This is a genomic window from Roseovarius aestuarii (assembly GCF_019966515.1).
In the GTDB taxonomy this organism is placed as follows: domain Bacteria; phylum Pseudomonadota; class Alphaproteobacteria; order Rhodobacterales; family Rhodobacteraceae; genus Roseovarius; species Roseovarius aestuarii.
Genome location: NZ_JAIMIB010000003.1, coordinates 200,170 through 224,945 on the forward strand (window position 1 = coordinate 200,170; position 24,776 = coordinate 224,945).

Sequence of the window (24,776 nt, forward strand, 5' to 3'; positions counted from 1 at the left end):
CGCGGGCAACAACACCCCGGAGGGTAAGCAGCATGTACAAACTGTTTTACGCACTCAAGAGCGCATCCATGGGCATGCGGGTTCTGCTGGAAGAGATCGGCGCGCCCTATGAACTGCTCGAAACCTCGGTCGAGAGCGGCAAGCCGCGTCCGCTGGAACAGCTTGCGATCAACCCCAATGGTTGGGTGCCGGTGCTGACATGGGATGGCGGCGCGATGTATGAGGCTGCCGCGATCACGATATTTCTCTGTGACCGCCACCCCGAGGCGCAGCTTGCGCCTGCAGTGGATGATCCGGCCCGCGCGCTTTATCTGCAGACGCTTGTGTACTTCTCCAACTCCATCCAGAACGCCTATCAACTCACCTACTACCCGGACCGGTTTGCCGACTCCCCGGCGGAGGAATCAAGCGCGGTGCGGCGGGGCGCTCGGCGTCTCAGGGAGACCTGGACCATCATCGACGATCAGATTGGCGACAATGAATGGGTGCTGGGGCAAAGCTTCAGCGCGGCTGACATCTATCTTTTCATGCTGACGACGTGGCTGCGACAGGCAAAGGGACATCCGGCGATTGACGAATTTCCCAACGTCAGGCGCATTGCCGATCTGGTGGTGCAGCGGCCAAGTGTTCAACGGGTCTATCAGCCGTGGATCGAAAACCCTGAATACTGAAATCATGTGCCCGCAGCCTTGTTCAAGCCGATCGCAGCAAATGTTGCGAAATGTCTCGGGCGATGCTGTCCGCTCCGTCGCGGCACAAGACGTAATATCCGAATTTTGTGCCGACGCTGTCGGGAATGGGCCGGATCAGCGCACCATTTTGCAAATCCTCTTCCAGTAGATGACTCCAACCGAGAGCGACACCCAGACCTGCACGGGCCGCATCAAGCTGCGCGGAATAGGAATTTGTGCGGAGCAGGATGCGGGCGTGTGGCGACGCCAACCGAGCTTCGGCGAACCAGATGCTCCAGTTGATCCAGTTCCAGTGAATATAGTCGAGGTCGATCAGATCGGCGGTCAGCAGGTCCTGCGCGCAGGTGATCGGGTGCCGGTTCAGATAATCAGGCGCACAGACGGGGAATATTTCATCCGCGAACAAGAGCTTTGCCGTGTAGCCGGGCCAGTTTCCGTCGCCATGCAGGATGGCCACATCGGTGTTTAGGGCGTCGTTTTCGATGTCGCTGACGGTCAGGTCCACATCAAACGACGGCTCTTGCGACAGAATGCGTTTCAATCGCGGTAGCAACCACAACTGTGCGATGGAGGTATCGACGCCAAGCTTGATCCGTGGCCGCCCCCCTTGCTGGCGCAAGCCCTGCGTAGCCGATGTCAGGTGCCTGAGCGCAACGGTGACGCCGTTCAGCAGTTCGCGTCCTTCCGGGGTCAGTTCAATCGCGCGGTGATGCCGCTCGAACAGCTTGAGACCAATCAGGTCTTCAAGCTTGCGTACCCGCTGGCTGATTGCCGACTGGGTCACCGCAAGCTCATCGGCGGCGCGGGTAAAGCTGCCGTGGCGGGCCGCGGCCTCGAAGGGTTCTAGCAGGTCAAGCGGGGGTAGATTGTGTAGTGACATTAGCTAAGCTAAATCAAAATCCATAGAATTGCGCGTTTGAAAGCTTGGTGATCAATCTGATCTAATGTCAATAACGAATCCAAAGGAGGCATTGATGACATTACCGATCCTGAATCTGATGCCGGGCGATGCGCCGTTTCGAGCTGATCCGCAGAACTCGTATACCCTTCCCGCGCGATTTTATCATGACCATGCAATCTGGGAGGCCGAGAAGTCGGCGATCTTCTTCAAGACCTGGTACTATGCCGGACATGTCAGCCAGGTTGCCGAGTCCGGCCAGTTTCTGACCGTGAAAATTCACGACCAGAATGTCTTTGTCGCGCGCAGCCGCACCGGCGAGTTGAATGCGTTTTATAATGTCTGCCCGCATCGGGGGCATGAACTGGTCAGTGGAACCGGCAGGAAAAACATTATCACTTGCCCCTATCACGCCTGGGCGTTTGATTTTGACGGCACGTTGAAGGCGGCGCGCAACACGGAAAATGTGCAGGGCTTTCGGAAAGAGGAATTTTCGCTCAAACCTGTGAAGGTCGAGGTCTTTTGCGGTCTGGTTTTGGTCAACCTCGATGCGCAGGCCGCGCCGTTTGCTGACCAGATGGGGGAGTTGGAAAAGGAAATCCGCCATTTCGTGCCATCGGTGGACGACCTGCAATTCGCGCAGCGCGACAGTTACGAGGTCGAAGCCAACTGGAAGGTCCTCGTCGACAATTTCCTTGAATGCTATCACTGTGCGCCGGCGCATAAGGATTTTGTCGATCTGGTCGATATGGATAGCTATCGCACGATTACCTGTGGGCTTTATTCCAGCCAGTGCGCAGGTAACCCCAAGACGCTGAACAGCCGGGCGTACTCCTTCCAGCCGGGGGAGGTGGATTTCGGCTATGCCGGGTGGTTCGTCTGGCCCAACTTCACCATCTGGGCCTATCCCGGCGAGGCGAACCTGTCGGTGCTACAAATGAATCCGACCGCACCAGAGCGTTGTGTCGAGTTTCAGGACTGGTTCGTGAAGGACGGGGTCGTGACCGACCAGTTGCGCGATGCGATCACCTACCAGATCGACGTGTTGCAGCCCGAGGATATCGGCCTGTGCGAAAGCGTGCAGAAGGGCCTGAAATCAAGCGGGTACAATCAGGGCCGGTTCGTGGTGGACGAAGGATTGACGGAACTCAGCGAACATGCGGTTCATCATTTTCAGAATCTTGTGGCAGAGGCGCTTGGCGCCAAGCTTGATCCGGACTATGCGCCATGAAGTGCTCCAGTGACGGTAAGACCCGCGATCTGGTGACCACGATGCCCGGTGCCGGTTGGGATTTTGGCATTGATCGGCATCCTTACTTTGAGCACGAACGCCCATTGGGTCCGCATTATTGTGTCTACAACCGTCGTCTTATGGCCTGCGAGTTGGATGCCCTGCCCACGGAGGAGGGGTACTGGCTGCTCAGAACCAGGGCGGCGCTTTTGCATACCGGCGAATGGCCTTTGGAATTTCGCGGTCCGGATGCAGAAAAACTGCTGGATTATCTCTTCGTGAACGACGTCAGGAAGGTCAAACCTGGTCGCTGCGGCTATGGCATTGCCTGCTTTGATAATGGCGGGCTGATTGTCGACGGCGTGTTCTTGCGGCTGGCACAGGACCGGTTCTGGTATGCGCAGGCCGATGGGGATTTCGTCAACTGGGCGCGGGCGCACGCCAAGGGCATGGACGTGACGATCAGCGATCCACAGGTCTACGTGAGTCAAGTACAGGGGCCGAATTCAATGGCGATCCTGGCCGATGCGGCAACGGGAGGCATGCCCGACCCCTTCACCTATTTCGGCGGCGCGCAGGTCGATTTCGGCGGGCAAACCGTGTGGATCACACGAACCGGTTATACCAACGAGCTGGGTTGGGAATTCTATACCGAACCGCATCACGATGCCGACGCGCTCTGGGCGCATCTGAGCAAAGCGGGCGCGCCGCACGGATTACAGATTTTCGGGTTGGATTCGATGAATATCCGCCGGATCGAGGCTGGTATCCTGAACGCCGGATCGGATTTTGATGGGACTACGACACCCTATGACGTGGGCCTCGGGCGGTTTGTTGCGGCGGACAAGGGCGATTTCATCGGCAAGGCTGCGCTCGAAGCCGCTTCGATAACTAAACGCCTGCATGGAATCATCTGTCAGGATGGTCAGCCGATGGTGAATGGCCGCGTGGAATGGCAGAAGGACGTCGCCGGGCGCATCACCTGCGGCGCGATCTCACCCTATCTGGGGCGTGGCATTGGCATGGCGTTGATGGACAGCGATGAGGCCGCAGCCGGTACGCAGATACGAGTCGAAGGCACCGACGGGCAGATGCATGACGCGACCCTCTGCGAGATGCCGTTTTATGACCGGGCCTGCGCGATCCCGCGCGGAAAACTTGTGGATATTCCCGAAAGATCTGGCTGAGCCAACCTTACCAATGCGCGCCTGCGTTGACGGAGATATCCTCCATCGTTAGCGCGGGCGCGGCGTCAGAGCACAAAACGCCACCAAGGCCGCGATTTCACCCGGTTGGACCAGCCGGTTCTGCGGGTTCGCCTTCGCCAATGCTGCAATCTCGTCCTCGGTCGAGCGCTCTGCGGATTTTGCCATGATTTCAGCGCTCTGGCGCAGCATGTCGGTTTCCACCCAGGTCGGGCTGACCGCCACGCAGGTGACGCCATGCGGCGCGCCTTCGAGGGCGACGGCCCGTGTCAGCCCCAACAACCCGGATTTCGATGCGCAATAGGCCGGGTAGTCAGCCACGGCCGTGCGCGCGGCGGTCGAGGCGATGTTGACGATCCGTCCCCAGCCTGCAGCAATCATGCCGGGCAGACAGGCCCGCGTCATCAGGAACGGCCCGGTCAGGTTTGTGTTGATTACATCCTGCCAGTCCCGCAGATCATGCCCGCTGACCGTTTGGTGAACCGATATCCCGGCCGCGTTGACAAGCACATCAATGCTGCCGGTTTCCGCACGAACCATCTGACAGAAATCTTCGACCGAGCTTTCGCGGCAAACATCAAGCCTGTGAATGATCGCGTCCGCGCCGATCTGATCACGTATCCGGGCCTGAAGCGCCGGATCATCCGCGCGCCGCGCGCCGAGGGCGACGCGAAATCCGTTCTGTGCCAGCGCTTGCGCAATCGCGAGACCGATCCCGGCAAGGCCGCCAGTCACGATCGCGGTCTTTTGGTCAGGGCTTGGCATCAGATGTATCGTTCCCCATTTCGCCTTCGATCCATGCGCTGGCATCGCCAATCCTGAGGCCGCCCGCGTTGTATTCGTCGATAAGGTCGATCATCCGGTCACGCCCGAATGACGGGAAATGCCCGCCGTGAATGGTTGCGACCGGCAGTTCTTTCAGGCGCGTGTGCGATTCATGTAACAAGTCGGGGTCGGAGTGATAGAGGTCGTCGATCAGGGCACCATCATAGACCACGTCACCGCTGAATAGGATTTCTGTCGCTTTTTCATAAAGCGCGATGGAACCGGGTGAATGGCCCGGCAGGTGAAAGACCTTGAAGACACGGTCGCCAAGATCGATCACATCGCCTTCATCAAGAAGCCGTGTCAGAGGGGCGGGGCGCACGCGATAATGTTCATGTGTAAACCCTTCGTAGGGCAGGGCCGAAAAGGTTTCGGCGCGGACATAGCCAGCGTCGGCCACAGTGTTTGCGGCGGTCGGGTCGGCGATGATCGCGGCCTCGGACCGGTGCCCGCACCGATCGCTGAATTCGTGCATCCCGCCGGCATGATCGAAATGCGAATGGGTCATGATTGCGGTGATAGGTCGTTCGGACAGCAAGGCAATTTCACGGGTCAGCGGCCGCAGCCCCATGCCGGTGTCGATGATCAGATCGCGGTCGCGCCCGCGGACATGCCAGATATTGCAGCGTAACCAATCGGCTATGTGAATCTCGTGGATCCGGGAAACGCCGTCCCGCAAGGCCCGACATTCGTACCAGTCCTGAGCGACGTGTTTGGGCATGGCCACTCCTTTCCCCGCGATAGCGCTGACTCTGCCAGACTATCTGCGGGGTGCGCAAAAGAAAACCGCGCCCCGGTTCGTGTGCGGGACGCGGTTTGAATTCGACGCTAGGACTGGATTAGCGGCGGATGCCGAGGCGTTGGATCAGGTCACGGTAACGCGCCTCTTCCTTGCCTTTCAGATAGTCCAGAAGCTTACGACGCTGTGCCACCATTTTCAGCAACCCGCGACGACCGTGGTTGTCTTTCTTGTGGGTTTTGAAATGCTCGGTCAGCGTGTTGATCCGCGAGGTCAGAATGGCAACCTGTACTTCGGGCGAGCCGGTGTCGCCTTCCTTGGTTGCGAAATCTTTCATTACGCGGGCTTTTTCTTCGACTGTAATCGACATCGGGGTCTCCTTATATTCAAGGGTTCAGGGCGCAGGCCGGGATGTCGTCCAGCAGGGTCCTATGGAGATATCTTTCGGGATTCTCCCGAGAGATCAGGGCGTATAGGAGATATTGCCGCGAAAGAAAAGCGAAAATCGTGCCGAGGGAACGACAGCATCATATGGCTATTCATCAGGTCGGCTAGGGTCGATCTCGCGCCGGAGTTCGCCCAGCCAGTCGCCGACAAGCGGCAGCCATTCGAATTGGGCCAGCCAGTAGCCCAGTATCGACAACAATACTGTCGCCCCCATGACCGAGCCCAGACCGAAGGCTAATCCGCGCATGAAGTTGAACGTCAGTAAGCGCCAAAGCGAGTTATGCATGCGGATGAAGCGATGCCGGTTCATCACGTGCAGTTCGGTTGTGAGCTTGGCCAGCATCGCTGCCTGATTATGGGTCAGCATTTCGCTGCCTTGGCTGTTTTCTTTTAGTTTCATCTGGCGGTTCCTGACACTCACTTTTGCGGGGCGGGTTTGTTTAGTGTGCAATCAGAAGATGCCTTCAACCAAGATGCGCCGCAACCGTGCCTGCACATAATATCTTCCGGGTCGGGATTAAGGTGTCGTGATCCTAAGGGTGATATGCGACGATAGGGCCGCATCAAGGAATTTCTGTCATATGCAGGCCAGACTGCGCGGCCTATAACACGACAGGGCTGACACGATTTTCTTTGCATTTTCGCAGTAAAAATTTTACCAATTGGTAAAACATTAAAACAAACCGGGAGGAAAACATATGAAACGGACTAATCTGGCTCTGCGAAGCGCCCTGTCGCGACGCGCGTTCTTGGGCACGACGGCGGGGGCCACGCTGGTCGCCGCAGCGCCGGTGAAGCTGCTGGCGGCGGACCCGATCAAGACTGCGGGTATCTATACCGTGCCGGTCGAACAGCAATGGGTTAGTCGCATCCATAAGGCCGCCGTCACGGCGCAGGATCGCGGCGATATCAGCTACACGTATTCCGAAAATGTCAGCAATACCGACTACACCCGCGTGATGCGTGAATATGCTGAGCAGGGCCACAAGCTAATCATTGGCGAGGTCTTCGGCGCTGAACAGGAAGCCCGCGAGGTGGCGGCGGAATATCCCGATATCGCCTTCCTGATGGGCTCTAGCTTCAAGGAAGACGCAGGTCTGCCGAATTTCGCGGTCTTTGACAACTACATTCAGGATGCATCCTACCTGTCGGGCATTATCGCGGGGGCAATGACCAATTCTGCCAATATCGGCATGGTCGGCGGCTTCCCCATTCCGGAAGTGAACCGGTTAATGCATGCCTTCATGGCGGGGGCGCATGAGATGAACCCGGATATCAAGTTCCAGGTCAGCTTCATCGGCTCGTGGTTCGATCCGCCCAAGGCCAAGGAAACCGCTTTTGCGATGATCGAAAACGGGGCGGACGTGCTTTATGCCGAACGCTTTGGTGTCTCGGACGCGGCGCAGGAAAAGGGTATTCTGGCGATCGGCAACGTGATCGACACGCAAGGCGATTATCCCGAGACCGTTGTCGCCTCGGCGATCTGGCATTTCGAGCCGACGCTGGATGCCGCAATCGCGCAAGTGCAGGCGGGTAGTTTCGCCGCTGCCGATTACGGTACCTATTCCTTCATGAAGGAAGGCGGATCATCGCTGGCGCCGCTCGGCACTTTCGAAGGTAAGGTGCCGCAGGAAGCGCTTGACCTGGTCAACACGCGGACCGAGGAGATCAAATCCGGTGCTTTCAGTGTCGAGATTAACGACGAAGAACCGAAATCCTCGTAGATGGCAAAGCAGGACGATGCACGGGATGATCGACCCATCGTCCTGCGCCTGAACCAAATCACCAAGAGTTTCGGCAAGCTGATCGCGAATGACGCGGTCAGCCTGTCGCTGCGCCGGGGTGAGGTGATCGCCCTTCTGGGTGAAAACGGTGCCGGCAAAACTACGCTGATGAACATCCTCTTCGGCCAGTACACCGCAGATAGCGGCTCGGTCGAGGTGTTTGCCCAGACCATGCCACCGGGCAATCCGCGCGCAGCGCTGGATGCGGGCGTGGGTATGGTGCACCAGCATTTCACGCTTGCTGATCACATGACCGTGCTGGAAAATGTGACGCTGGGCACCCATTCGTTGTGGAAAACCAGCCTCGACAAGGTCAAGACACGCGCAAAAATAATCCGGCTCGCTGACGAATTCCACCTGCAGGTCGATCCTGACGCCATTGTCGGAACGTTGACGGTGGGCGAACGGCAACGGGTCGAAATCCTCAAGGCGCTCTATCGCGATGCCCGTATTCTTATTCTGGACGAGCCGACGGCGGTTCTGACCCCGCAGGAAACTGACGATCTGTTCCAGACTCTGCGTGAGGCGGTTGATCTGGGCCTATCGATCATTTTCATTTCTCACAAACTGCACGAGGTCATGGCAATCTCGGACCGGGTATTGATCTTGCGTCATGGCAAGCTTGTGGCTCAGGAACGTACCAGGGATGTAGACAAACATCAGTTGGCGGCGCTGATGGTCGGCAGCGAGGTGACGGCGCCCAAGGTTGCCCCGGCAACGCCTGGCCCAGCGTTGATGAGTCTGGCGCGTGTCAGCACGCCGGATCAGGGCAATGCGCCGGGGCTGAAAGACCTGACGCTGGATCTGCGCGCGGGGCAGATCACCGGGCTGGCGGGGGTATCTGGCAACGGTCAGGCGGCGCTGGCCGATCTGATCGGTGGGCTCATTCAGCCGGACACCGGCACGCTGACGCTGAAGGATACTCCCCATCCTAACTGGACACCGCGCGAGGCGGTCCATAGCGGTGTTGGCCGCATACCCGAGGACCGGCACAAGACGGGCACGATCGCCGAATTTGATCTGACCGAGAACGCCATATTGGAAACCTATCGCGACGCACCCTTCAGCCGCCGGGGCTGGATGAACTGGGGCCGCGCCGAGGCGTTCACCCGTGAGGTGATCGACACTTATGACGTGCGCTGCCCCGGGCCGGGCACGCGCATCCGGCTGCTGTCGGGCGGGAACATGCAAAAGCTGATCCTGGGGCGCGTGCTGGAATCCGGGCCGCAGATCATCCTCGCCAATCAGCCGGTCAGGGGGTTGGATATCGGCGCGGTCAACTATGTGCATTCGCGCCTGCTGGATGCGCGGGACAAGGGGGCCGCGGTGCTGCTGATCTCGGAAGATCTGGATGAGATCATGGCCCTGTCGGACGTGATCCACGTGATTTCCGAAGGGCGACTGTCGCCTGAATTTCCGCGTGGCACGATGACCCCAGCCGAACTGGGCGTCTGGATGGCGGGCCACGGGTTCGACGCGGAGCAAGCGCATGCGTCTTGAACCGATCGCCAATCCAACAGTCGCACGATCGACACTTTTACCCACTGCCGCGATTGCCACGACGGTGGTAATTGCATCGCTGCTGGCGATGGTGGCGGGGGCCAATCCGTTTCTGGTGCTGGGCGAGATCATCAAGGGCGCGGCAGGGTCGAAATTTGCCCTGCTGGAGACGCTGAACCGCGCGACGCCCCTGATCTTTACCGGATTGGCCGTCGCCGTCGCCTTCCGCGCCAAGCTGTGGAACATCGGTGCCGAGGCGCAGCTTTATGCAGGGGCGTTGGTCACGGTGGTGCTGGGCACTGGCGCGCTTGGGTTGCCCTCTTGGATGCTGTTGCCGACGCTGGCGGTGCTTGCCATGCTGGCGGGCGCCGTCGTGCTCCTGATACCGGCGCTCTTGAAGGTGCGGTTTGGCGTCGATGAAGTGGTGACAACGCTTTTGTTCAACTTCATCTTCCTCCTATTCATCTCGATGCTGCTGGAGGGGCCGCTGAAGGACCCGATGGGCATGGGCTGGCCCAAATCCGCGCGATTGATCCCCGAGGCGCGGCTGCCGAGGATCTTTGACGGTCTGCGGCTGCATTGGGGGTTCGGGCTGGCCCTGATCGCGGCCTGTGTCGTCTGGGTGATCGAACGGCGCACGACGCTGGGATACGAGATGCGCGCCGTGGGCCTGAACCGTGAGGCGGCGCAGTTCGCGGGCATTCCGGTCAACGCAGTGCTGATCAAGACGGCGCTGCTGTCCGGCGGGCTGGCGGCGCTGGCCGGCTTTTCCGAGGCATCGGGGCTGAAGGGCAACCTGACCTTGGATCTGAGCCCCGGCTTTGGCTACACCGGCATCATCGTGGCGATGCTGGCGCTGCTCAATCCGCTGGCGGTGGTGGCAGCGGCGCTTTTCGTCGCGGGCATTTTCGTGGGTGCGGACAGCATGAGCCGCGCGGTGGGCGTGCCGACTTACCTGGCCGATATCATGCTGGCGACTGCGCTGCTGCTGATGGTGCTGGCGATCATGCTGACGCGGTTCCGGATCGTGAGGGAGTAGGGATATGGACCTGATAGACATCCTGCTGTCCGCCAGTTTCTGGACCGCCGCGATCCGCATCGCCAGCCCGCTGATCTTTGCCACCCTGGGCGAGCTGATCTGCGAACGCGCAGGCGTTCTGAACCTCGGTATCGAGGGGATCATGGTGGCGGGCGCCTTTGCCGGCTGGATGGGCGCCTATTCAGGCCTCGGCCTGTGGGGCGGCGTCTGTGTGGCGATGGCGGTGGGGATGATGTTCGGCCTCATCCATTCGCTTTTGACCGTACCCTTTGGCCTGTCGCAGCACGTGGTCGGGCTGGGGGTGACGCTGCTGGCCACGTCGATGACCTATTACGCCTATCGCCTTGCCCTGCCCGAGGTGACATCGCCGCCCAAGATCGATGCCTTTCAGCCGTTCGAAATTCCCTTGCTGTCTGATATTCCGCTGATCGGTCCGGCGCTCTTTTCACAGACACCGCTGACCTATCTGGCTTTCACCCTGGTGGGGGTGGTCTGGGTCGTGCTCTACCGTACGCCTTTAGGGCTAGCCTTGCGGGCTGCCGGGGAAAACCCTGCCGCCGTTGCCGCTCAGGGTCTGTCGGTCACCGGTATCCGCATGGGCGCGGTGATCATAGGCAGCGGTTTGATGGCTGTGGGGGGCGCGTTCCTGACCATGTCGGCGTTTGATTCCTTCTTCTTCGAAATGGTCAACGGGCGTGGCTGGATCTGCATCGCGTTGGTGGTGTTTGGCGCGTGGAAGCCGGGCAAGGCCCTGCTTGGGGCCATTCTTTTCGCCGCCTTTGACGCGCTGCAAATCCGCATACAGCAGTCGCCGCTGGGGGCCGATATCCCCTATCAGGTGTTTCTGATGATGCCCTATTTCCTCAGCATCCTGGCGCTGATTGTCATGTCGCGCCGGGCCGAGGTGCCCGCCGCGCTGATGGTGCCATTCAACAAAGGAGAGCGCTGATGTTCGATCTGATTGTCAAAGGCGGCACGCTGCCTGATGGGACCGTGGCGGATATCGGGATCACCGGCGACCGGATTGCCGAGGTCGGAAAGATCGAGGCTGAAGCCGGGCGGGTGATTGATGCCAGTGGCGATCTGGTCAGCCCGCCCTTTGTCGATCCGCATTTCCACCTGGATGCGACGCAATCCTATGGCATTCCACGGATCAACGCCTCTGGCACATTGCTCGAGGGGATCGGCCTGTGGGGCGAGCTGAAAGGGGTCATGACGCAGGATGAGGTTGTAGAACGCGCTCTGACCTATTGTGACTGGGCCGCCAGTATGGGGCTCTTGCACATCCGCAGCCATGTGGACACCTGCGATGACCGGCTGTTGGGGGTCGAAGCGCTGCTGGACGTGCGCGAAAAGGTGAAGGATTATATCGACCTGCAACTGGTCGCCTTCCCGCAGGACGGGTTCTACCGTGACCCGACGGCGCGGGAAAACACCATCCGGGCGCTGGATATGGGCGTCGATGTGGTGGGGGGCATCCCGCATTTTGAACGCACGATGGCGGATGGCGCGGCGTCGGTGCGTGAACTATGCGAAATCGCCGCCGAGCGCGGGCTGATGGTCGACATGCATTGCGATGAAACCGACGATCCGATGAGCCGCCACATTGAGGCACTGGCCTATGAGACGCAACGGCTTGGGCTGCAGGGCCGTGTGGCCGGCTCGCACCTTACCTCGATGCATTCGATGGATAGTTACTATGTCTCAAAACTGCTGCCGCTGATGGCCGAGGCCGAGGTGGCGGCGATCCCCAATCCGCTGATCAACATCATGTTGCAGGGCCGTCACGACACTTTCCCCAAGCGGCGCGGCCTGACCCGGGTCAGGGAAATGCTGGCGATGGGCATCCGCGTCGGCTTTGGCCAGGATTGCGTGCTGGATCCGTGGTATTCGCTGGGCACCGGCGACATGCTGGACGTGGCTTTCATGGGGCTGCACGTGGCGCAGATGTCATCGCCGGATGAGATGCGCAAATGCTTTGACATGGTGACGACAGACAGCGCCGCGATCATGGGGTTAGGCGATTATGGCCTGAAAGTGGGCGCGCAGGCGTCGCTTGTGGTGCTGGATGCGGGCAACCCGATCGAAGCGGTGCGGCTGCGCGCCACACGGCTGCATGTGGTGGCCAAGGGCAAGCTGATAAGTTCCACCCCGCGTAGCGATGCATCACTGAACCTGCCCGGGCGCGACGACACGGTGCGAAGACGGCACAGCGCCCATAGCTGACCCATCCGCTGCACCGTGATTTCGAAAATTCGCCATATATTAACCATATCAGCGGGTTCATATGCTGTGCGTTGCGAAATTTCGTGTTATGCGTGCGCAAATTCTTTGTGATCCTGGCCGGGAGAGTTCATTTTTGACCCAGATTACCCCTGTATTGCTTGCCGGTGGGTCCGGTACGCGCCTGTGGCCGCTGTCACGCAAAAGCTATCCCAAGCAGTTTACCAAACTGGTGGGCGATCAAAGCCTGTTTCAGGCCTCGGCCTGTCGTTTGTCCGGCCCGGATTATGCCGAACCTGTGGTGATCACGGGCTCGGATTTCCGCTTTATCGCGACTGAACAATTGCGCGCGGAAGGGATCGAGAATGGCACCGTCCTGATCGAACCCGAAGGGCGCAATACCGCGCCGGCGGTTCTGGCCGCAGCGCTGTGGCTGGAGGCACGCGATCCGGACGGACTGATGCTGGTGGCGCCGTCGGATCATATCATCCCAAGTTCCGCCGAATTCGCCGCTGCGGTGCAGATGGGCAAGGACGCTGCGATCGACGGCAATCTGGTCACCTTCGGCATCGCCCCGAACCGGCCCGAGACCGCCTATGGCTATCTGGAATTGACCGCCGACCCCTCCGAGGCAAAAGGCCCGATTCCGCTGGCGCGGTTCGTGGAAAAGCCCGACCGCGAGACCGCACAGGCGATGTTGGACAGCGGCAACTACCTGTGGAATGGCGGGATTTTCCTGTTTTCGGTCAAGGGCATTCTGGATGCGTTTCACACTCATGCGCCGCAGCTGGTGGATCAGGTCCGCACGGCGGTCGAGAAAACCCAGCCGGACCTGGATTTCTTTCGCATCGACCCCGAGGCGTGGAAGGCTGTCGAGGATATCTCGATCGACTACGCGGTCATGGAAAAGGCCGATAATCTCGTGGTTGTTCCGTTCAACGGTGGTTGGTCCGATTTGGGTGACTGGGATTCGGTCAGTCGCGAAATGGGATCAGATGGTGACGGCAATGCCGTGCACGGGTCTGCCACGGCGGTGGATTGCGCGAACAGCCTGCTGAGGGCTGAGGATGACGGGGTGGAGCTTGTCGGGCTTGGCCTGAAGGACGTAATGGTTGTTTCAACCCGCGACGCGGTGCTGGTAGCGGATAAATCCCGCGCGCAGGATGTGAAGAAGGTTGTTGATCAACTGAAACAGAAAGACGCCAAACAAGCGACCGAGTTTCCGTGGGATCAGCGCCCCTGGGGCATGTTCGAAACGCTGGCTCTGGGGGATCGGTTTCAGGTCAAGCGCATCGTTGTCAAACCCGGCGGTATCCTGAGCCTGCAAAGCCATCACCACCGGGCCGAGCACTGGATCGTGGTGGCGGGCACCGCCAAGGTCACGATCAATGACGACGTAAAGCTGCTGTCGGAAAACGAGAGCGTCTACATCCCGCTGGGCGCCGTGCACCGGATGGAGAACCCGGGTAAGGTGCCGATGGTTTTGATCGAAGTACAGACCGGCAGCTACCTGGGCGAAGATGACATCGTGCGCCTCGAAGATGTCTACGACCGGGGCCAGGGCGCCAAAGGGTAAACTCGCGGCTTTTGCTGTATGCTGGCGGGAAGCCTCTGAGGGAGTGCTACAATGAAAAGCGCGATCGCAAAACTGCTGATCCTGGCGGGATTTGTTGCTGGTATTTGTGTGGGTGCCTGGGGCGCGGGCCCCTTTGTCCAGAATGCGATGGCCCAATCTGCGCAGGATTGCGGCCAGAGCTATCCCAACATTCCCGGGCGGTTGGTGCTGGAGAATGACAAAATGGTTGTTCAGCGTTTCAGTTTTCCGCCGGGGCAATGGGAGGGTGTACATGCGCACTCGCCCGATCAACTTTATATCATGCTGACCGATGCGCATTGGACGGTGCGTTATGGCAGCCGGGTGACATCCGGCTTCTCGCCTGCAGGATCGGTGGGGTTCTATGGGCCGGTAGATATCGCGGAAGACCACGAATCCGTGAACTCCGGCGATGCGCCGGTGGAGCTGATCTGGGTGACGCTGAAAGAGAGCTGCAGTGGTTGACGGGCGGAAAGTTGCCGCTCGGTTTTTCGCTTCTTGCGAGCAGCCAAGGTCTTGCGCTTCATGACGACTTAGGTGGACAGAAGAGGGATCGGGATATGGTCAAACGCATTTGGCTGGTAACGTTTTTGGCATTTGTCGCCGCCTGTTCCAGTCTGAGCGATCCCGGCCCCGTCGAGCCACCGCTTTATCCGAATGAAACTCCGGCGCTGCGCCAACAGATCAATACCTATGCCGATCATTACGAGGTGCCGCGCCCGCTGGTGCATAAAGTGATCCAGCGCGAGAGCGACTATCGACCCAAAGCCCGCAACGGCCCATACTACGGGATGATGCAGATCCTGCCTGAAACCGCCGGCATCATGGGGTTCCGCGGCAGGCCGAATGACTTGCTGGATGCCGAAACCAACCTGAAATGGGCGGTGAAATATTTGCGCGGGGCCTGGCTGGTGTCAGACGGCAACATGGATCGGGCGGTGATGTGGTATGCACGTGGTTATTACTACGAGGCCCGTAACCGTTGCCAACTGGTGGAAACCGGGCTGCTGAACCGGGAGATCGCCAAACATTGCCGATGATCCCGGGTCGGTTTTTTTATCCGTTGCGTTGCACGATGACACTGTGTGGGTAGGGGATCGAAATGCCCTTGGTATCCATCGCTTCCTTGATCTGCTGGGTCAGAGTGAATTTCAGGTCCCAGTATTCGGCATTGTCGCACCAAAGCCGCGCGGTGATATCAACGCTGCTGTCGCCCAGATTGGTGACACGTACCCATGGCTCCGGGTCTTTGTGTATGCGTGGCTCCTGTACGGCGATATCTGCGATCAGCTTTTTCGCGCTTTCGGCGTCGTCGGCGTAGTCGATACCAAAGGTCAGATCCAGACGGCGGGTATCGTGGTGGGAATAGTTGGTGATGATCTCGCCCCAGGCTTTGCCGTTGGGCACGATGACCTGCACGTTGTCGGGCGTCACCAATTCGGTAAAAAACAGCGCAATTTGCTGCACCGTGCCCGAAGTGCCGCCGATATCCACATATTGCCCCTGCGAATATGGCCGAAAGATTACCAGCATCAGGCCGGCGGCCAGATCGGAAAGCGTGCCTTGCAACGCCATGCCGATGGCAAGCGTGGCAGCACCCATGACCGCGACAAGGCTGGTCGCCTCAATCCCGAAAATGCCCAGAACTGCCATCACCACCATCAGGCGGATGACCCATTTCACCAGATTGGCGGCAAAATTCCCGATAGTGTTGTCGATATTTTCGTTGGCATTCACTTTGCGGCTGACCAATCGGGCAACCATGCCCGCCACCGCCCAGCCGATGACCAGCACCACAAGGGCTTTGGCGGCATCAACCAAGATTGGCCCATAACTAAGGACTTGTTCGACTATCTGTTCCATCCCGTTTCCCTATTCTTTTCGCGCTTCAGTGCACCACCTATCGATCGAAGCCCGAAAATAAAGGGCCCGCCCAATGGCAGGCCCCTTTTGTTGCGCAATTACGACGTGGTTCTTACTTTTTTGCCAGCGAGTCGCGGATTTCCATCAGGATATCCAACTCGGACGGGCCGGGGTCTTCGGCGGGTGCTTCCTCTTCCTCGGGAGCGGCGGCATCCTTCGCCTTGTTCACCGCCTTGACCAACAGGAAAACCACCCAGGCGATGATCAGGAAGTTGATGATCGCCATGATGAAGCGGCCATAAGCAAAGACGGCAGCGCCCGCCTCTTCGGCGGCGGCCATCGAGCTAAATTCGCCTTCGCCCAGGATCACATGCATGCCCGAGAAATCGATCCCGCCCATGAAAAGGCTGATGATCGGATTAATCAGGTCGGCCACAAGCGAGCCGACAATCGCCGTGAATGCCGCGCCGATGATGATACCCACCGCCATGTCCATAACATTGCCCTTGGCAATGAAGTCCTTGAATTCTTGAATCATTTGTCCCTCACCATTTTTCATGCGGCCTGTTCACGCCCGCCGCGAATTGAGTAACATGAAATGCAAAAAACATGCAGACTCTTTTAATGGGAAAAAATGTCTCATTTTCCCTCGGAGCGAGATTTTGCCAATTCGCACCCAGCTGACCCGGTTTTCAGGTCACTCCGGCAAGGTGCTATCCAGCACATAGCGCAAGATATCAACTACCTGGGACGGCTCACGCGCGACGGCCAGTGCGGCGGCATCAACCTCCTTCAGCGGGTGGTCATGTTCCGGGCGCTGCAGGATAATGAGCGATTTGCCAAGTGCAGCCGCATAGCCCGCATCAAAGGCCGCGTTCCATTGCTTGTACTGCTCGCCGAAACGTACCACGACGACATCCGCATCGCTGATACCTTTGCGGGTGCGGATTGCATTGATCATCGCGCCTTTGTGGTCATGCCAGTACTTGTCAGGTTCCGCGCCCAGAATGGCGACGCCGCAATCATCACTGGCGCCGTGATCCGTCACCGGGCTTGAAAAGCTGACATCCAATCCAACGGCGCCTTCGATGATCTGTTCGCGCCAATCCGTGTGTATCTCGCCGGAGAGATAGATTTTCAGGGTCATGTCCGGTCCTCCTCAGGTACACTGATCTGCGAGTTTGTAAGGCATCGGCGGACGGGGGCAAGCCCCGCCGTTGCAGGTTCCCCGGCTTGCGATTGACGCGGGGTGCACCGATGATATCCAAGGAAAGAGGCGGAGAAGGCGATGCCGCCGATTACAGGGCAGTTCATTGGACGAAGAATTGAGGGACTTTCTGCAGCGGAACAAGCTGGTCATCCACATGGGTGCCCATAAAACTGCCACGACCTACATCCAGTCAGCCCTGAATGCGCAACGGGAACCCCTGAAATCGCAGGGCATCCTGATGGTGCTGCCCAGTGATTTGCGCGGCACCGGCATGTTGCAGGGTAAGAAGACACAGGGCGCTGCCGCTGAATCCGGCGACGGGGCGGGTAGCAAGAAACGGAATCTGACCACGTTGCTGGGCGAAATGGCGGCAGATCCGGACACGCGCCGGATCGTGGTGTCCGAAGAGGGCCTAATCGGGTCACCGCGCAACAACCTCAATCGGAGGTCGCTCTACCCGAATTTGACGAGCAAACTGGCAAACCTGCCGAAACCGCTGGATCATCCCAATGTGACGTTTCTGCTCTCTTTGCGCGACTACGGCAGTTTCTTTTCGTCAAATGTCACGACCGCTGTGCGACGGGGTAACATTTTTGACCCGGAGCAATTGCACGCATCACTGTTGCTGATGCATCGTAGCTGGGTTGATGTATTGACCGAGTTGCGCGCTGCGTTTCCGTCCGCGGCACTGAAAATCTGGCGATACGAGGATTTCGAGGCGCTTGAACCGTTGATATTTTCAGAACTTGCGCCAGGCTTTGAGGTGACCCCGTCAGACCGACTGTTCGGGACGCTTTCTGGGAACGCGATAAAACATATCTTGGATCAGGTGGGGCCGGAGAGCGGCCCGGAAATTACGCGACCGGTCGTTCGGGCGGCCGTCAGAAAATATCCAATTTCCGCCAGAAATCCTTCTTTTAGCCTGTGGTCAGAAGAGGAAGCTGCGCATCTAACGTTTCGATATACCTTGGATTGGCAAGCGATCTGTCGCGGGTATCCTGGTATTGTTTTGGGAAGCGCGTGACGGACAGCGGCTTTTTTGCCGGCGGCGGCGCGATCAAGTCTGGGTAGCGTCGATCTGACGGGCCATAAGTATCTTGTTGCCGTCCTGTCCGGTGACCTCCCAACCCAGGTGCTGATAGAGCGCCACGTTATGTGGCATATCCTGATGGGTGGTCAATTCGATGATGGCGTGTCCGGCATCACGCGCCGAAAAGATGATCGCCACAATCAGCGCCTTGCCTATGCCACGACCTGACTGATCCGGCGCGACGGCCACATTCATCAGATGCGCCACCTCGCCAGTGACAGACACGATGGCACAGCCAAGCACCTTATCGCCGTCCACGGCGACCCAGACAATATTGTTGTCGATATCGTCTTTGACGCCTTCGGATACAGGCGGCAGGTCAATGCCAGCCGCGACATACCCCGAATAGGCCGCCTTGATGCAACTCGCCAACGCGCCGGCATCGGCGGTTACGGCGCGGCGAAGAGTGTAGCCCAAGCCGCTATCCCCTCAGAACGCCACCGGTTGCCTTGATCACCTTCTCTACGATTTTGGCAGAAATCGCTTCGATATCAGCATCTTTTAATGTGGCTTCAGTTGGTTGCAGCCGAACGGTGACGGCAAGGGATTTCTTGCCTTCGCCCAGAGCACCTCCGATGAACTCATCGAATACGCGAACGTCTTCGATGAGGGATTTATCAGCCCCGGCGGCGGCATTGACCAGCGTCAGGGCTTCAATATCGGCATCCACGACAAAGGCGAAATCACGTTCAACCGCCTGCAGGTCGCGCAGTTCCAGCGCGCCGCGATTGGCGGTCTGGTTGCGTGGTTGCGGGATTTCGCCGGGCCAGATCGTGAAGGCAACGGCAGGTCCTTTGACATCCAGCGCCTGCAGCACGCGCGGGTGTATCTCGCCAAAGACACCGAGGGTTTTTTTCGGCCCCAGACAGATACGGCCATGGCGGCCCGGATGCCACCAACTGTCACCACCGCGCAGGATCTGCACCTTCGAAGGTGCGCCAAGCGCCGATAGCACGGCCTCGGCATCTGCCTTGGTGTCATAGACGTCAATCGCGCGCTGCTGCCCATGCACGTCCTTGGGGCCGGTGCGGCCCACAAGCAGGCCCGCGACCTGGGTATGCTGCTCACCCGGCTCACCGCCGTGAAATGCCGGGCCAACCTCGAACAATGCCAGGTTCATCTGCCCGCGCGCCTGATTGCGCGCCGCTGCCTGCAACAGGCCCGGCAGCAGATCGGGACGCATATGGCTCATCTCGGAGCTGATCGGGTTGGCCAGCATCGTTGCCTCATTGCCCCCACCAAACAGCGCGGCACTGGCCTGATCGATGAAACTGTAGGTCACGCATTCATTGTAACCAAGCGCGGCGCTAGTTCGCCGGGCGATCTGTTCGCGCTTTTGCGAGGCGGACAGGATCGGCTTGGGCACACCGGTCTGAAGGCGCGGCAACGGCTTGCCCACCAGCTTGGTCAGCGAGGCCACGCGCGCGACCTCTTCCACCAGGTCGGCCTCGCCCATGACATCTGGGCGCCAGCTGGGTACATGCGCCTGGTTTCCCTCCATCCGGAAGCCAAGCGCGGTCAGGGTCTGGCGCTGTTCAGATTCGGGGATGTCCATACCGACAAGCGATCGCACGCGCGCAGGATCGAGTGTGTAGGCGCGGCTGACATCGGGCACTTCGCCCGCGACAACAAGGTTCGACGGCTCACCACCGCAGAGATCAATGATCATCTGCGTCGCCAGGTCGACGGCTTCCATGTTGAAGGCCGGGTCAATGCCGCGTTCGTTGCGGTATCGCGCGTCCGAATTGATCTTGAGCGCACGACCGGTCGTGGCGATCTGGATGTGGTCCCAAACGGCGGCTTCAAGGAAGACATTGGTGGTCTCGCCGGTACAACCGGTGGCCAGGCCGCCCATAATGCCACCGATGGATTCAATGCCCTCAGCGTCGGAAATCACTACCTGGCCAGGGCCGAAGGTATACTCTTTCTCATCCAGACCCACGAGGGTTTCACCCCCCGAGGCGCGGCGCACGCGCAGGTTACCCTTTACCTTGTCCGCATCGAACACATGCAGCGGACGGTTGCGGTCATAGGTGAAGAAATTGGTGATATCCACGAGCCTTGAAATCGGGCGCAAGCCGATGGCTTTCAGGCGCTTTTGCAGCCATTCGGGGCTGGAGCCGTTGCTGACACCACGGATCAGGCGGCCGGCGAAGACCTCGCAGCCATTGTCGCGCGTGTCATCGTCGATGGTCACGCTGATCGGGCAGGGGAACTGTCCTTCGATATGCGCGGTTTGGGCGGGCTTCATCGTCCCCAGACCACGCGCCGCCAGATCAAGTGCAATACCGCGCACACCCAACGCATCCGGGCGGTTGGGGGTGATTGCGATTTCGATCACCGGATCGACCCTGCCGGGATCATTCGCCGCCAGCCAGTCAACAAAGCGCTCGCCGATCTCGCCTGATGGCAGCTCGATGATGCCATCATGTTCGTCGCTGAGTTCCATCTCGCGTTCCGAACACATCATGCCGTGGCTCTCGATGCCCCGGATCTTGCCGACACCGATGGTGGTGTCGATACCGGGCACATAGGTGCCGGGCTTGGCGATGACGGCGGTGATGCCGGTGCGGGCATTCGGAGCACCACAGATGACCTGCAACTCGCCCTCGTCGGTCAGGACCTTGCAGACGCGCAGCCGGTCGGCATCGGGGTGTTGTTCGGCATGGATGACCTTGCCAATGGTGAAATCGGCAAGCCGCTCGGCGGGGTTTTCGATCCCTTCGACCTCAAGCCCCAGATCGGTCAGGGCCTCAGCGATTTCCGCCACCGAAGTATCGGTGTCGAGATGGTCTTTGAGCCAGGAGAGCGTGAATTTCATATGCCGTCATCCGCAGGTAAATCTTGGGTCACGAGCGCTTTAGCGGATATGCGCCAGAGGGGGAAGCCCACCCGCGCGGAATCAAGGCCGAAGGCCGCCGCGCGATCGCCAGACCGCCCGCAAGGGCTGGCGATTTGGAGGAGTCGCGCAACGCTCAGAGGTCACATGTATCTGGCTGGTATAAAGTGCCCCTAACAATCGTCGCATCGCCACCCCGCGGTCTGGCAATCGCGCGGTTTGCTGATCAGTCCTTAGGGCGGTTTCATGCAACCTACACCTACAAACAATTTGCTGTGCTTAGAGCCAATTACCTTCTACCGACTTTTGCCAGAAGCCAGCGAGAGTATCGGCTACCAGAACAAAATCTGCTGCGCCCCCATGAATTGCGCCAAGAAGACCATACCCAATATTCTCTGAGTATACGATGAGCTCTCCCGAACCGTTGCTACCCAAAGGCAAGAACCCTGAAGGCATAAACTCTTTGGTTGCTAGCCCAAATTCAGTCAAGGCATCGCGTGCGCTATAGAACTGGACATATTCGCCTTGGCGCTTGTCGCCGCAAAAACCTTCAAAAGATTTTGCCTCCAACCAGTAGCATCTGAGCTCATCGGGGATCTGTACACGCCAATAAGCAGTAAGTTTTTCGATTTCGAGCGTGGTAGGGGAAACTATCGCGACAACCCACCATGCAGCGTCGGCACATCCAAGTTGGCAAATCCGTAATGCCGCAGCCAGCGCAGATCGCTGTCAAAAAAAGCGCGCAGGTCGGGGATGCCGTATTTCAGCATGGCGATGCGGTCGATGCCGACGCCGAAGGCGAAGCCCTGCCACTGATCGGGATCGATATTGCCCGAGCGCAGCACATGCGGGTGAACCATGCCGGAGCCGAGGATTTCCAGCCAGTCGTCGCCTTCGCCGATCTTCAGCGTGCCGCCCTCCCACGAGCAGCGGATGTCGACCTCGGCCGAGGGTTCGGTGAAGGGGAAATGCGAGGCGCGGAAGCGCAGCTCCACATCGTCCACCTCAAAGAACGCCTTCACGAATTCCTCAAGGCACCATTTCAGGTTCGCCATCGAGATGTCCTTGTCGATAGCCAGCCCCTCGACCTGGTGGAACATCGGGGTGTGGGTCTGGTCATAGTCGGCGCGGTAAACACGACCGGGGGCAATGATCCGGATGGGCGCGCCGTGGTCCTGCATCGAGCGGATCTGCACCGGGCTGGTATGGGTGCGCAGCACATGCGGCGGGCGCTCGTCACCTTCGGCGCGATGCATATAGAACGTGTCCATCTCGGCCCGGGCCGGGTGGTGGCCGGGGATGTTCAGCGCGTCGAAATTATACCAGTCGCTTTCCACCTGTGGCCCTTCGGCGACGGAAAAGCCCATATCGGCGAAGATCGCGGCCACTTCCTCGGTTACCTGCGAAATCGGATGGATGGTACCGGGACGGCGGCGGTGGCCGGGCAGGGTCACGTCCAGCCATTCGGTCTTCAGCCGCTCGTCCAGCGCCGCATCACCGAGCGCCTGTTTCTTGGCGGCAAGGGCCGAATTGATCTCATCCTTGAGGGCATTGAGCTTCGGGCCGGCCACCTGTCGCTCTTCGGCTGTCATCTTGCCCAGCTCGCGCATTTGCAGGCTGACTTCGCCTTTCTTGCCGACGGCTTGCACACGCAGGTCCTCAAGCGCGGCCTCATCGGCGGCGGCGGCAATGGCAGTCAGGTATTTGTCGCGTAGATCGTCCATCGGGTTTGTCCTGCAATCGGGTTTGCAGGCGGGTTACCGTGCATGAGCCAAGCTTGCAAGACTATGCGGGTTTGGTGGCCAACATGCTGGTATAGGACATGAAGCCAAAAAACCGGTTTTCGGCGATGCGCGCCTGCGCTTCGGCCCTCAGACCTTCCGCGCCTGCCGTGGTCAAAAGCCGTTCGGCCTGCATCTTGGTCAGCGCGCGGTCGATCACCGACATGAAATACGCGGCCTCGCCGCTGGCGATATAGCCATGCGCCCGGACTTCACCGGTGGCAAAGCCAGCAGCCGCAGCCAGCGGCACCAGTTGCCGAGGCAGCCAGAGGTTATGGACATTCGCGTCGATCATGTATTTCACCACCGGCTCCAGCGGATCGAAATCCCCGATGGCGACGGTGGCGGTATCGTAATCCCCGTCGAAGATGGCGAGAGTGCCGCCGGGTTTCAGGATGCGAAATGCTTCAGTCATGACATCTTCGGGCCCGGGCACGTGGCACAGGAGCGTGTGCATCAAGACCAGATCGACCGAGCCGCTATCAAGCCCCGTCGCCTTGGCGTCGCCGACCTCGAAACTGAGCCCCGGCTGATTGGCGTGATGTGTCCGCGCCCGCTCGACCATCAGTGCGGCAGGTTCGATGCCAAGCGCGCGGCTGGCTCTGGCAACGGTGATCAGATCGCGGGTGATATGGCCGGTGCCGCTGCCCATTTCGACGGCAAAGGCGCCCCCTGGTACGGTGATTTCGGACATATAGGCATGGCGCATCGCCACCTGCGCCGGATCGATGCTGCGCGCATCCATTGCGTCGGCGATGGCGATTTGAATGTCCTCGGCGGCGTTTCCGAGATTAGCATAGGGGTCTGACATCGGCGTGGTCCCTGAGACTATCTGTTTCGAGACCTCAGGATATACGTCCCAGCGGAGAATCCAAACTGCCTCAGGGCAAGGGCTGTTTCAGAGTGTTGAGGTATTCACCGGTGAAGCGCAGATAGCCGTCGGATGTCACCTTGTGCCGCCCCTGCATATGGACGTGCAGATCAGGCAGCCTGTGAAAAGGTACCTGCGGCAGCGTGTGATGTTCGACATGGTAGGGCATGTTCCACGCCAGAAAGTGGATGATGCGGTTGGTGTAGGTCGTTCGTGTGTTTTCGAACATGTTGGCGACAAAGGCGCAGCGGCCATGTTCGGCCAGCAGGTAAAGGCGCAGGAAGGGCTGGCCCAGCAGGCAGGGCAACAGCCAGACCCAGAAAAGCAGCGGCGTGACGAAAAGGCTGGCGACAGTCAGGCCGTAAATCAACAGCATCCAGCGGGCCTCCACCATCACCCTGCGGTGGGCGCGCTCAGGCACGAAATCGCCGGGGTCGCGGCCAAAGGCGCTACCGATGATCCGGTCGAGCATATCGACCCAGAACGGGATGCCGGTGACATGCACAATATAGGTGCCGATGGTGTCGGGTTTGGCCCCGGCCATGAGTTCCGGGTCTTTGCCGGGCACGTTGGTGTGGCGATGGTGCGCCAGGTGAAAATAGCGGAACCACTCGAATGGTAGCGCGATCAGCACGCCGCAAATGCGCCCGACCCATTCGCTGAGCCGCTCATCGGCGAAGGGGGTCTTGTGGGTGGCCTCGTGTTCCAGCGTGAAGAGGAAGCAGATGGCAATCCCCTGTCCCACGAGCGCAACCTGCCAGAGCGGCAGGCCCAGGGCGATCCAGAGCCCGAAGCCCGTAATCAGCGCCGCATGGCCCGCCAGATGGCGCAGGCCGGGTGCGTCGTCGCGCCGGTTCAGGTCGGCCAGCGTGTCGGCGGGCAGGCTGGCGATGAAGGCTTTGTGATCCATGGGCGCAGTCCCTGTCTGCGGATGGCAGGCCCATG

General features: G+C 59.5%; 26 protein-coding genes. 12 read left to right on the top strand and 14 right to left on the bottom strand.

The window, feature by feature from the left end; translation table 11 throughout:
* Positions 1–32 precede the first annotated feature (32 nt).
* Positions 33–671 carry a glutathione S-transferase family protein gene (locus tag LC334_RS06025; RefSeq protein WP_085799350.1) on the top strand — a complete coding sequence of 213 codons (639 nt, stop codon included), beginning with the start codon at positions 33–35 and terminating at the stop codon, positions 669–671.
* A 22-nt stretch (positions 672–693) separates the two neighbouring features.
* Here the strand turns inward: LC334_RS06025 and LC334_RS06030 are convergent, their stop codons facing one another.
* On the bottom strand, positions 694–1,572 hold the full coding sequence (locus LC334_RS06030; RefSeq protein ID WP_085799351.1) for a LysR substrate-binding domain-containing protein: 879 nt from the start codon (positions 1,570–1,572) through the stop codon (positions 694–696).
* Between the two features lie 94 nt (positions 1,573–1,666).
* On the opposite strand from LC334_RS06030, the gene LC334_RS06035 reads away from it, so the two are divergent.
* Together LC334_RS06035 and LC334_RS06040 are read left to right on the top strand one after the other, a co-directional pair.
* On the top strand, positions 1,667–2,821 hold the full coding sequence (locus tag LC334_RS06035) for an aromatic ring-hydroxylating oxygenase subunit alpha (RefSeq protein ID WP_085799538.1): 1,155 nt from the start codon (positions 1,667–1,669) through the stop codon (positions 2,819–2,821).
* A complete protein-coding gene (locus LC334_RS06040) occupies positions 2,818–4,008 on the top strand; it encodes an aminomethyltransferase family protein (protein WP_085799352.1) in 1,191 nt (396 codons plus the stop codon). Before LC334_RS06035 ends, LC334_RS06040 begins: the two co-directional genes overlap by 4 nt.
* 48 nt (positions 4,009–4,056) lie before the next feature.
* Here LC334_RS06040 and LC334_RS06045 read toward each other — a convergent pair whose 3' ends face one another.
* The 4 genes from LC334_RS06045 to LC334_RS06060 form a co-directional block, all read right to left on the bottom strand.
* Positions 4,057–4,791 (bottom strand): SDR family NAD(P)-dependent oxidoreductase, encoded by a 735-nt coding sequence (locus LC334_RS06045; RefSeq protein WP_223412897.1) that lies wholly within the window; start codon positions 4,789–4,791, stop codon positions 4,057–4,059.
* Positions 4,778–5,572 carry an MBL fold metallo-hydrolase gene (locus LC334_RS06050; RefSeq protein WP_085799353.1) on the bottom strand — a complete coding sequence of 265 codons (795 nt, stop codon included), beginning with the start codon at positions 5,570–5,572 and terminating at the stop codon, positions 4,778–4,780. Before LC334_RS06050 ends, LC334_RS06045 begins: the two co-directional genes overlap by 14 nt.
* Before the next feature lie 118 nt (positions 5,573–5,690).
* Positions 5,691–5,960: a 30S ribosomal protein S15 gene (gene rpsO / locus LC334_RS06055; RefSeq protein ID WP_085799354.1), complete on the bottom strand. Its 270-nt coding sequence runs from the start codon at positions 5,958–5,960 to the stop codon at positions 5,691–5,693.
* 165 nt (positions 5,961–6,125) lie between these two features.
* Positions 6,126–6,437 carry a DUF5665 domain-containing protein gene (locus LC334_RS06060; RefSeq protein ID WP_223412898.1) on the bottom strand — a complete coding sequence of 104 codons (312 nt, stop codon included), beginning with the start codon at positions 6,435–6,437 and terminating at the stop codon, positions 6,126–6,128.
* A gap of 298 nt (positions 6,438–6,735) precedes the next feature.
* Here LC334_RS06060 and LC334_RS06065 point away from each other — a divergent pair, with 298 nt between their 5' ends.
* From LC334_RS06065 to LC334_RS06100, 8 genes are all read left to right on the top strand, one after another.
* The gene (locus LC334_RS06065) at positions 6,736–7,761 is read left to right on the top strand and encodes a BMP family protein (RefSeq protein WP_085799355.1); all 1,026 of its coding nucleotides are present in this window, start codon (positions 6,736–6,738) and stop codon (positions 7,759–7,761) included.
* Positions 7,762–9,321, top strand: a complete 1,560-nt coding sequence (locus LC334_RS06070; protein WP_085799356.1) for an ABC transporter ATP-binding protein — start codon at positions 7,762–7,764, stop codon at positions 9,319–9,321.
* Entirely contained in the window at positions 9,311–10,360 is a 1,050-nt protein-coding gene (locus LC334_RS06075) for an ABC transporter permease (protein ID WP_085799357.1), read from the top strand. The genes LC334_RS06070 and LC334_RS06075 overlap by 11 nt, the downstream gene beginning before the upstream one ends.
* A gap of 4 nt (positions 10,361–10,364) precedes the next feature.
* Entirely contained in the window at positions 10,365–11,309 is a 945-nt protein-coding gene (locus tag LC334_RS06080; protein WP_085799358.1) for an ABC transporter permease, read from the top strand.
* Positions 11,309–12,586 (top strand): amidohydrolase family protein, encoded by a 1,278-nt coding sequence (locus LC334_RS06085; RefSeq protein ID WP_085799359.1) that lies wholly within the window; start codon positions 11,309–11,311, stop codon positions 12,584–12,586. The genes LC334_RS06080 and LC334_RS06085 overlap by 1 nt, the downstream gene beginning before the upstream one ends.
* Before the next feature lie 88 nt (positions 12,587–12,674).
* Positions 12,675–14,159 carry a mannose-1-phosphate guanylyltransferase/mannose-6-phosphate isomerase gene (locus LC334_RS06090; RefSeq protein WP_085799540.1) on the top strand — a complete coding sequence of 495 codons (1,485 nt, stop codon included), beginning with the start codon at positions 12,675–12,677 and terminating at the stop codon, positions 14,157–14,159.
* Positions 14,160–14,210: 51 nt separating this feature from the next.
* The gene (locus tag LC334_RS06095) at positions 14,211–14,642 is read left to right on the top strand and encodes a cupin domain-containing protein (protein ID WP_085799360.1); all 432 of its coding nucleotides are present in this window, start codon (positions 14,211–14,213) and stop codon (positions 14,640–14,642) included.
* 95 nt (positions 14,643–14,737) lie between these two features.
* Complete coding sequence (locus LC334_RS06100; protein ID WP_085799361.1) at positions 14,738–15,217, top strand: transglycosylase SLT domain-containing protein; 480 nt, start codon at positions 14,738–14,740, stop codon at positions 15,215–15,217.
* A 16-nt stretch (positions 15,218–15,233) separates the two neighbouring features.
* Here the strand turns inward: LC334_RS06100 and LC334_RS06105 are convergent, their stop codons facing one another.
* The 3 genes from LC334_RS06105 to LC334_RS06115 form a co-directional block, all read right to left on the bottom strand.
* Positions 15,234–16,040 (bottom strand): mechanosensitive ion channel family protein, encoded by an 807-nt coding sequence (locus LC334_RS06105; RefSeq protein WP_085799362.1) that lies wholly within the window; start codon positions 16,038–16,040, stop codon positions 15,234–15,236.
* A gap of 112 nt (positions 16,041–16,152) precedes the next feature.
* Positions 16,153–16,578: a large conductance mechanosensitive channel protein MscL gene (mscL, locus tag LC334_RS06110; protein ID WP_085799541.1), complete on the bottom strand. Its 426-nt coding sequence runs from the start codon at positions 16,576–16,578 to the stop codon at positions 16,153–16,155.
* 159 nt (positions 16,579–16,737) lie between these two features.
* Positions 16,738–17,187, bottom strand: a complete 450-nt coding sequence (locus LC334_RS06115; protein WP_085799363.1) for a YtoQ family protein — start codon at positions 17,185–17,187, stop codon at positions 16,738–16,740.
* A gap of 166 nt (positions 17,188–17,353) precedes the next feature.
* Here LC334_RS06115 and LC334_RS06120 point away from each other — a divergent pair, with 166 nt between their 5' ends.
* Positions 17,354–18,274 carry a hypothetical protein gene (locus tag LC334_RS06120; RefSeq protein WP_139836319.1) on the top strand — a complete coding sequence of 307 codons (921 nt, stop codon included), beginning with the start codon at positions 17,354–17,356 and terminating at the stop codon, positions 18,272–18,274.
* A 33-nt stretch (positions 18,275–18,307) separates the two neighbouring features.
* On the opposite strand, the gene LC334_RS06125 is transcribed toward LC334_RS06120, so the two are convergent.
* The 6 genes from LC334_RS06125 to LC334_RS06150 all read right to left on the bottom strand — a co-directional run bounded on the left by LC334_RS06125 (position 18,308) and on the right by LC334_RS06150 (position 24,741).
* Positions 18,308–18,757, bottom strand: coding sequence for a GNAT family N-acetyltransferase (locus LC334_RS06125; RefSeq protein ID WP_085799365.1), 450 nt, complete (start codon positions 18,755–18,757; stop codon positions 18,308–18,310).
* A 4-nt stretch (positions 18,758–18,761) separates the two neighbouring features.
* Positions 18,762–21,161: a phenylalanine--tRNA ligase subunit beta gene (pheT, locus tag LC334_RS06130; RefSeq protein WP_085799366.1), complete on the bottom strand. Its 2,400-nt coding sequence runs from the start codon at positions 21,159–21,161 to the stop codon at positions 18,762–18,764.
* Positions 21,162–21,458: 297 nt separating this feature from the next.
* On the bottom strand, positions 21,459–21,896 hold the full coding sequence (locus LC334_RS06135) for an SMI1/KNR4 family protein (protein ID WP_370737938.1): 438 nt from the start codon (positions 21,894–21,896) through the stop codon (positions 21,459–21,461).
* Complete coding sequence (pheS, locus tag LC334_RS06140) at positions 21,830–22,903, bottom strand: phenylalanine--tRNA ligase subunit alpha (RefSeq protein WP_085799368.1); 1,074 nt, start codon at positions 22,901–22,903, stop codon at positions 21,830–21,832. Before pheS ends, LC334_RS06135 begins: the two co-directional genes overlap by 67 nt.
* 61 nt (positions 22,904–22,964) lie before the next feature.
* Positions 22,965–23,771 (bottom strand): methyltransferase domain-containing protein, encoded by an 807-nt coding sequence (locus LC334_RS06145; protein WP_085799369.1) that lies wholly within the window; start codon positions 23,769–23,771, stop codon positions 22,965–22,967.
* 70 nt (positions 23,772–23,841) lie between these two features.
* Positions 23,842–24,741 carry a fatty acid desaturase gene (locus LC334_RS06150; protein WP_085799370.1) on the bottom strand — a complete coding sequence of 300 codons (900 nt, stop codon included), beginning with the start codon at positions 24,739–24,741 and terminating at the stop codon, positions 23,842–23,844.
* Positions 24,742–24,776 lie beyond the last annotated feature (35 nt).

Excerpts from the sequence above, each read along its gene's own strand:
- LC334_RS06025 (WP_085799350.1), top strand. The coding sequence starts at position 33 with ATGTACAAACTGTTTTACGCACTCAAGAGCGCATCCATGGGCATGCGG.
- LC334_RS06030 (WP_085799351.1), bottom strand. The coding sequence starts at position 1,572 with ATGTCACTACACAATCTACCCCCGCTTGACCTGCTAGAACCCTTCGAG.
- LC334_RS06035 (WP_085799538.1), top strand. The coding sequence starts at position 1,667 with ATGACATTACCGATCCTGAATCTGATGCCGGGCGATGCGCCGTTTCGA.
- LC334_RS06040 (WP_085799352.1), top strand. The coding sequence starts at position 2,818 with ATGAAGTGCTCCAGTGACGGTAAGACCCGCGATCTGGTGACCACGATG.
- LC334_RS06045 (WP_223412897.1), bottom strand. The coding sequence starts at position 4,791 with ATGCCAAGCCCTGACCAAAAGACCGCGATCGTGACTGGCGGCCTTGCC.
- LC334_RS06050 (WP_085799353.1), bottom strand. The coding sequence starts at position 5,572 with ATGCCCAAACACGTCGCTCAGGACTGGTACGAATGTCGGGCCTTGCGG.
- rpsO (WP_085799354.1), bottom strand. The coding sequence starts at position 5,960 with ATGTCGATTACAGTCGAAGAAAAAGCCCGCGTAATGAAAGATTTCGCA.
- LC334_RS06060 (WP_223412898.1), bottom strand. The coding sequence starts at position 6,437 with ATGAAACTAAAAGAAAACAGCCAAGGCAGCGAAATGCTGACCCATAAT.
- LC334_RS06065 (WP_085799355.1), top strand. The coding sequence starts at position 6,736 with ATGAAACGGACTAATCTGGCTCTGCGAAGCGCCCTGTCGCGACGCGCG.
- LC334_RS06070 (WP_085799356.1), top strand. The coding sequence starts at position 7,762 with ATGGCAAAGCAGGACGATGCACGGGATGATCGACCCATCGTCCTGCGC.
- LC334_RS06075 (WP_085799357.1), top strand. The coding sequence starts at position 9,311 with ATGCGTCTTGAACCGATCGCCAATCCAACAGTCGCACGATCGACACTT.
- LC334_RS06080 (WP_085799358.1), top strand. The coding sequence starts at position 10,365 with ATGGACCTGATAGACATCCTGCTGTCCGCCAGTTTCTGGACCGCCGCG.
- LC334_RS06085 (WP_085799359.1), top strand. The coding sequence starts at position 11,309 with ATGTTCGATCTGATTGTCAAAGGCGGCACGCTGCCTGATGGGACCGTG.
- LC334_RS06090 (WP_085799540.1), top strand. The coding sequence starts at position 12,675 with ATGCGTGCGCAAATTCTTTGTGATCCTGGCCGGGAGAGTTCATTTTTG.
- LC334_RS06095 (WP_085799360.1), top strand. The coding sequence starts at position 14,211 with ATGAAAAGCGCGATCGCAAAACTGCTGATCCTGGCGGGATTTGTTGCT.
- LC334_RS06100 (WP_085799361.1), top strand. The coding sequence starts at position 14,738 with ATGGTCAAACGCATTTGGCTGGTAACGTTTTTGGCATTTGTCGCCGCC.
- LC334_RS06105 (WP_085799362.1), bottom strand. The coding sequence starts at position 16,040 with ATGGAACAGATAGTCGAACAAGTCCTTAGTTATGGGCCAATCTTGGTT.
- mscL (WP_085799541.1), bottom strand. The coding sequence starts at position 16,578 with ATGATTCAAGAATTCAAGGACTTCATTGCCAAGGGCAATGTTATGGAC.
- LC334_RS06115 (WP_085799363.1), bottom strand. The coding sequence starts at position 17,187 with ATGACCCTGAAAATCTATCTCTCCGGCGAGATACACACGGATTGGCGC.
- pheT (WP_085799366.1), bottom strand. The coding sequence starts at position 21,161 with ATGAAATTCACGCTCTCCTGGCTCAAAGACCATCTCGACACCGATACT.
- pheS (WP_085799368.1), bottom strand. The coding sequence starts at position 22,903 with ATGGACGATCTACGCGACAAATACCTGACTGCCATTGCCGCCGCCGCC.
- LC334_RS06145 (WP_085799369.1), bottom strand. The coding sequence starts at position 23,771 with ATGTCAGACCCCTATGCTAATCTCGGAAACGCCGCCGAGGACATTCAA.
- LC334_RS06150 (WP_085799370.1), bottom strand. The coding sequence starts at position 24,741 with ATGGATCACAAAGCCTTCATCGCCAGCCTGCCCGCCGACACGCTGGCC.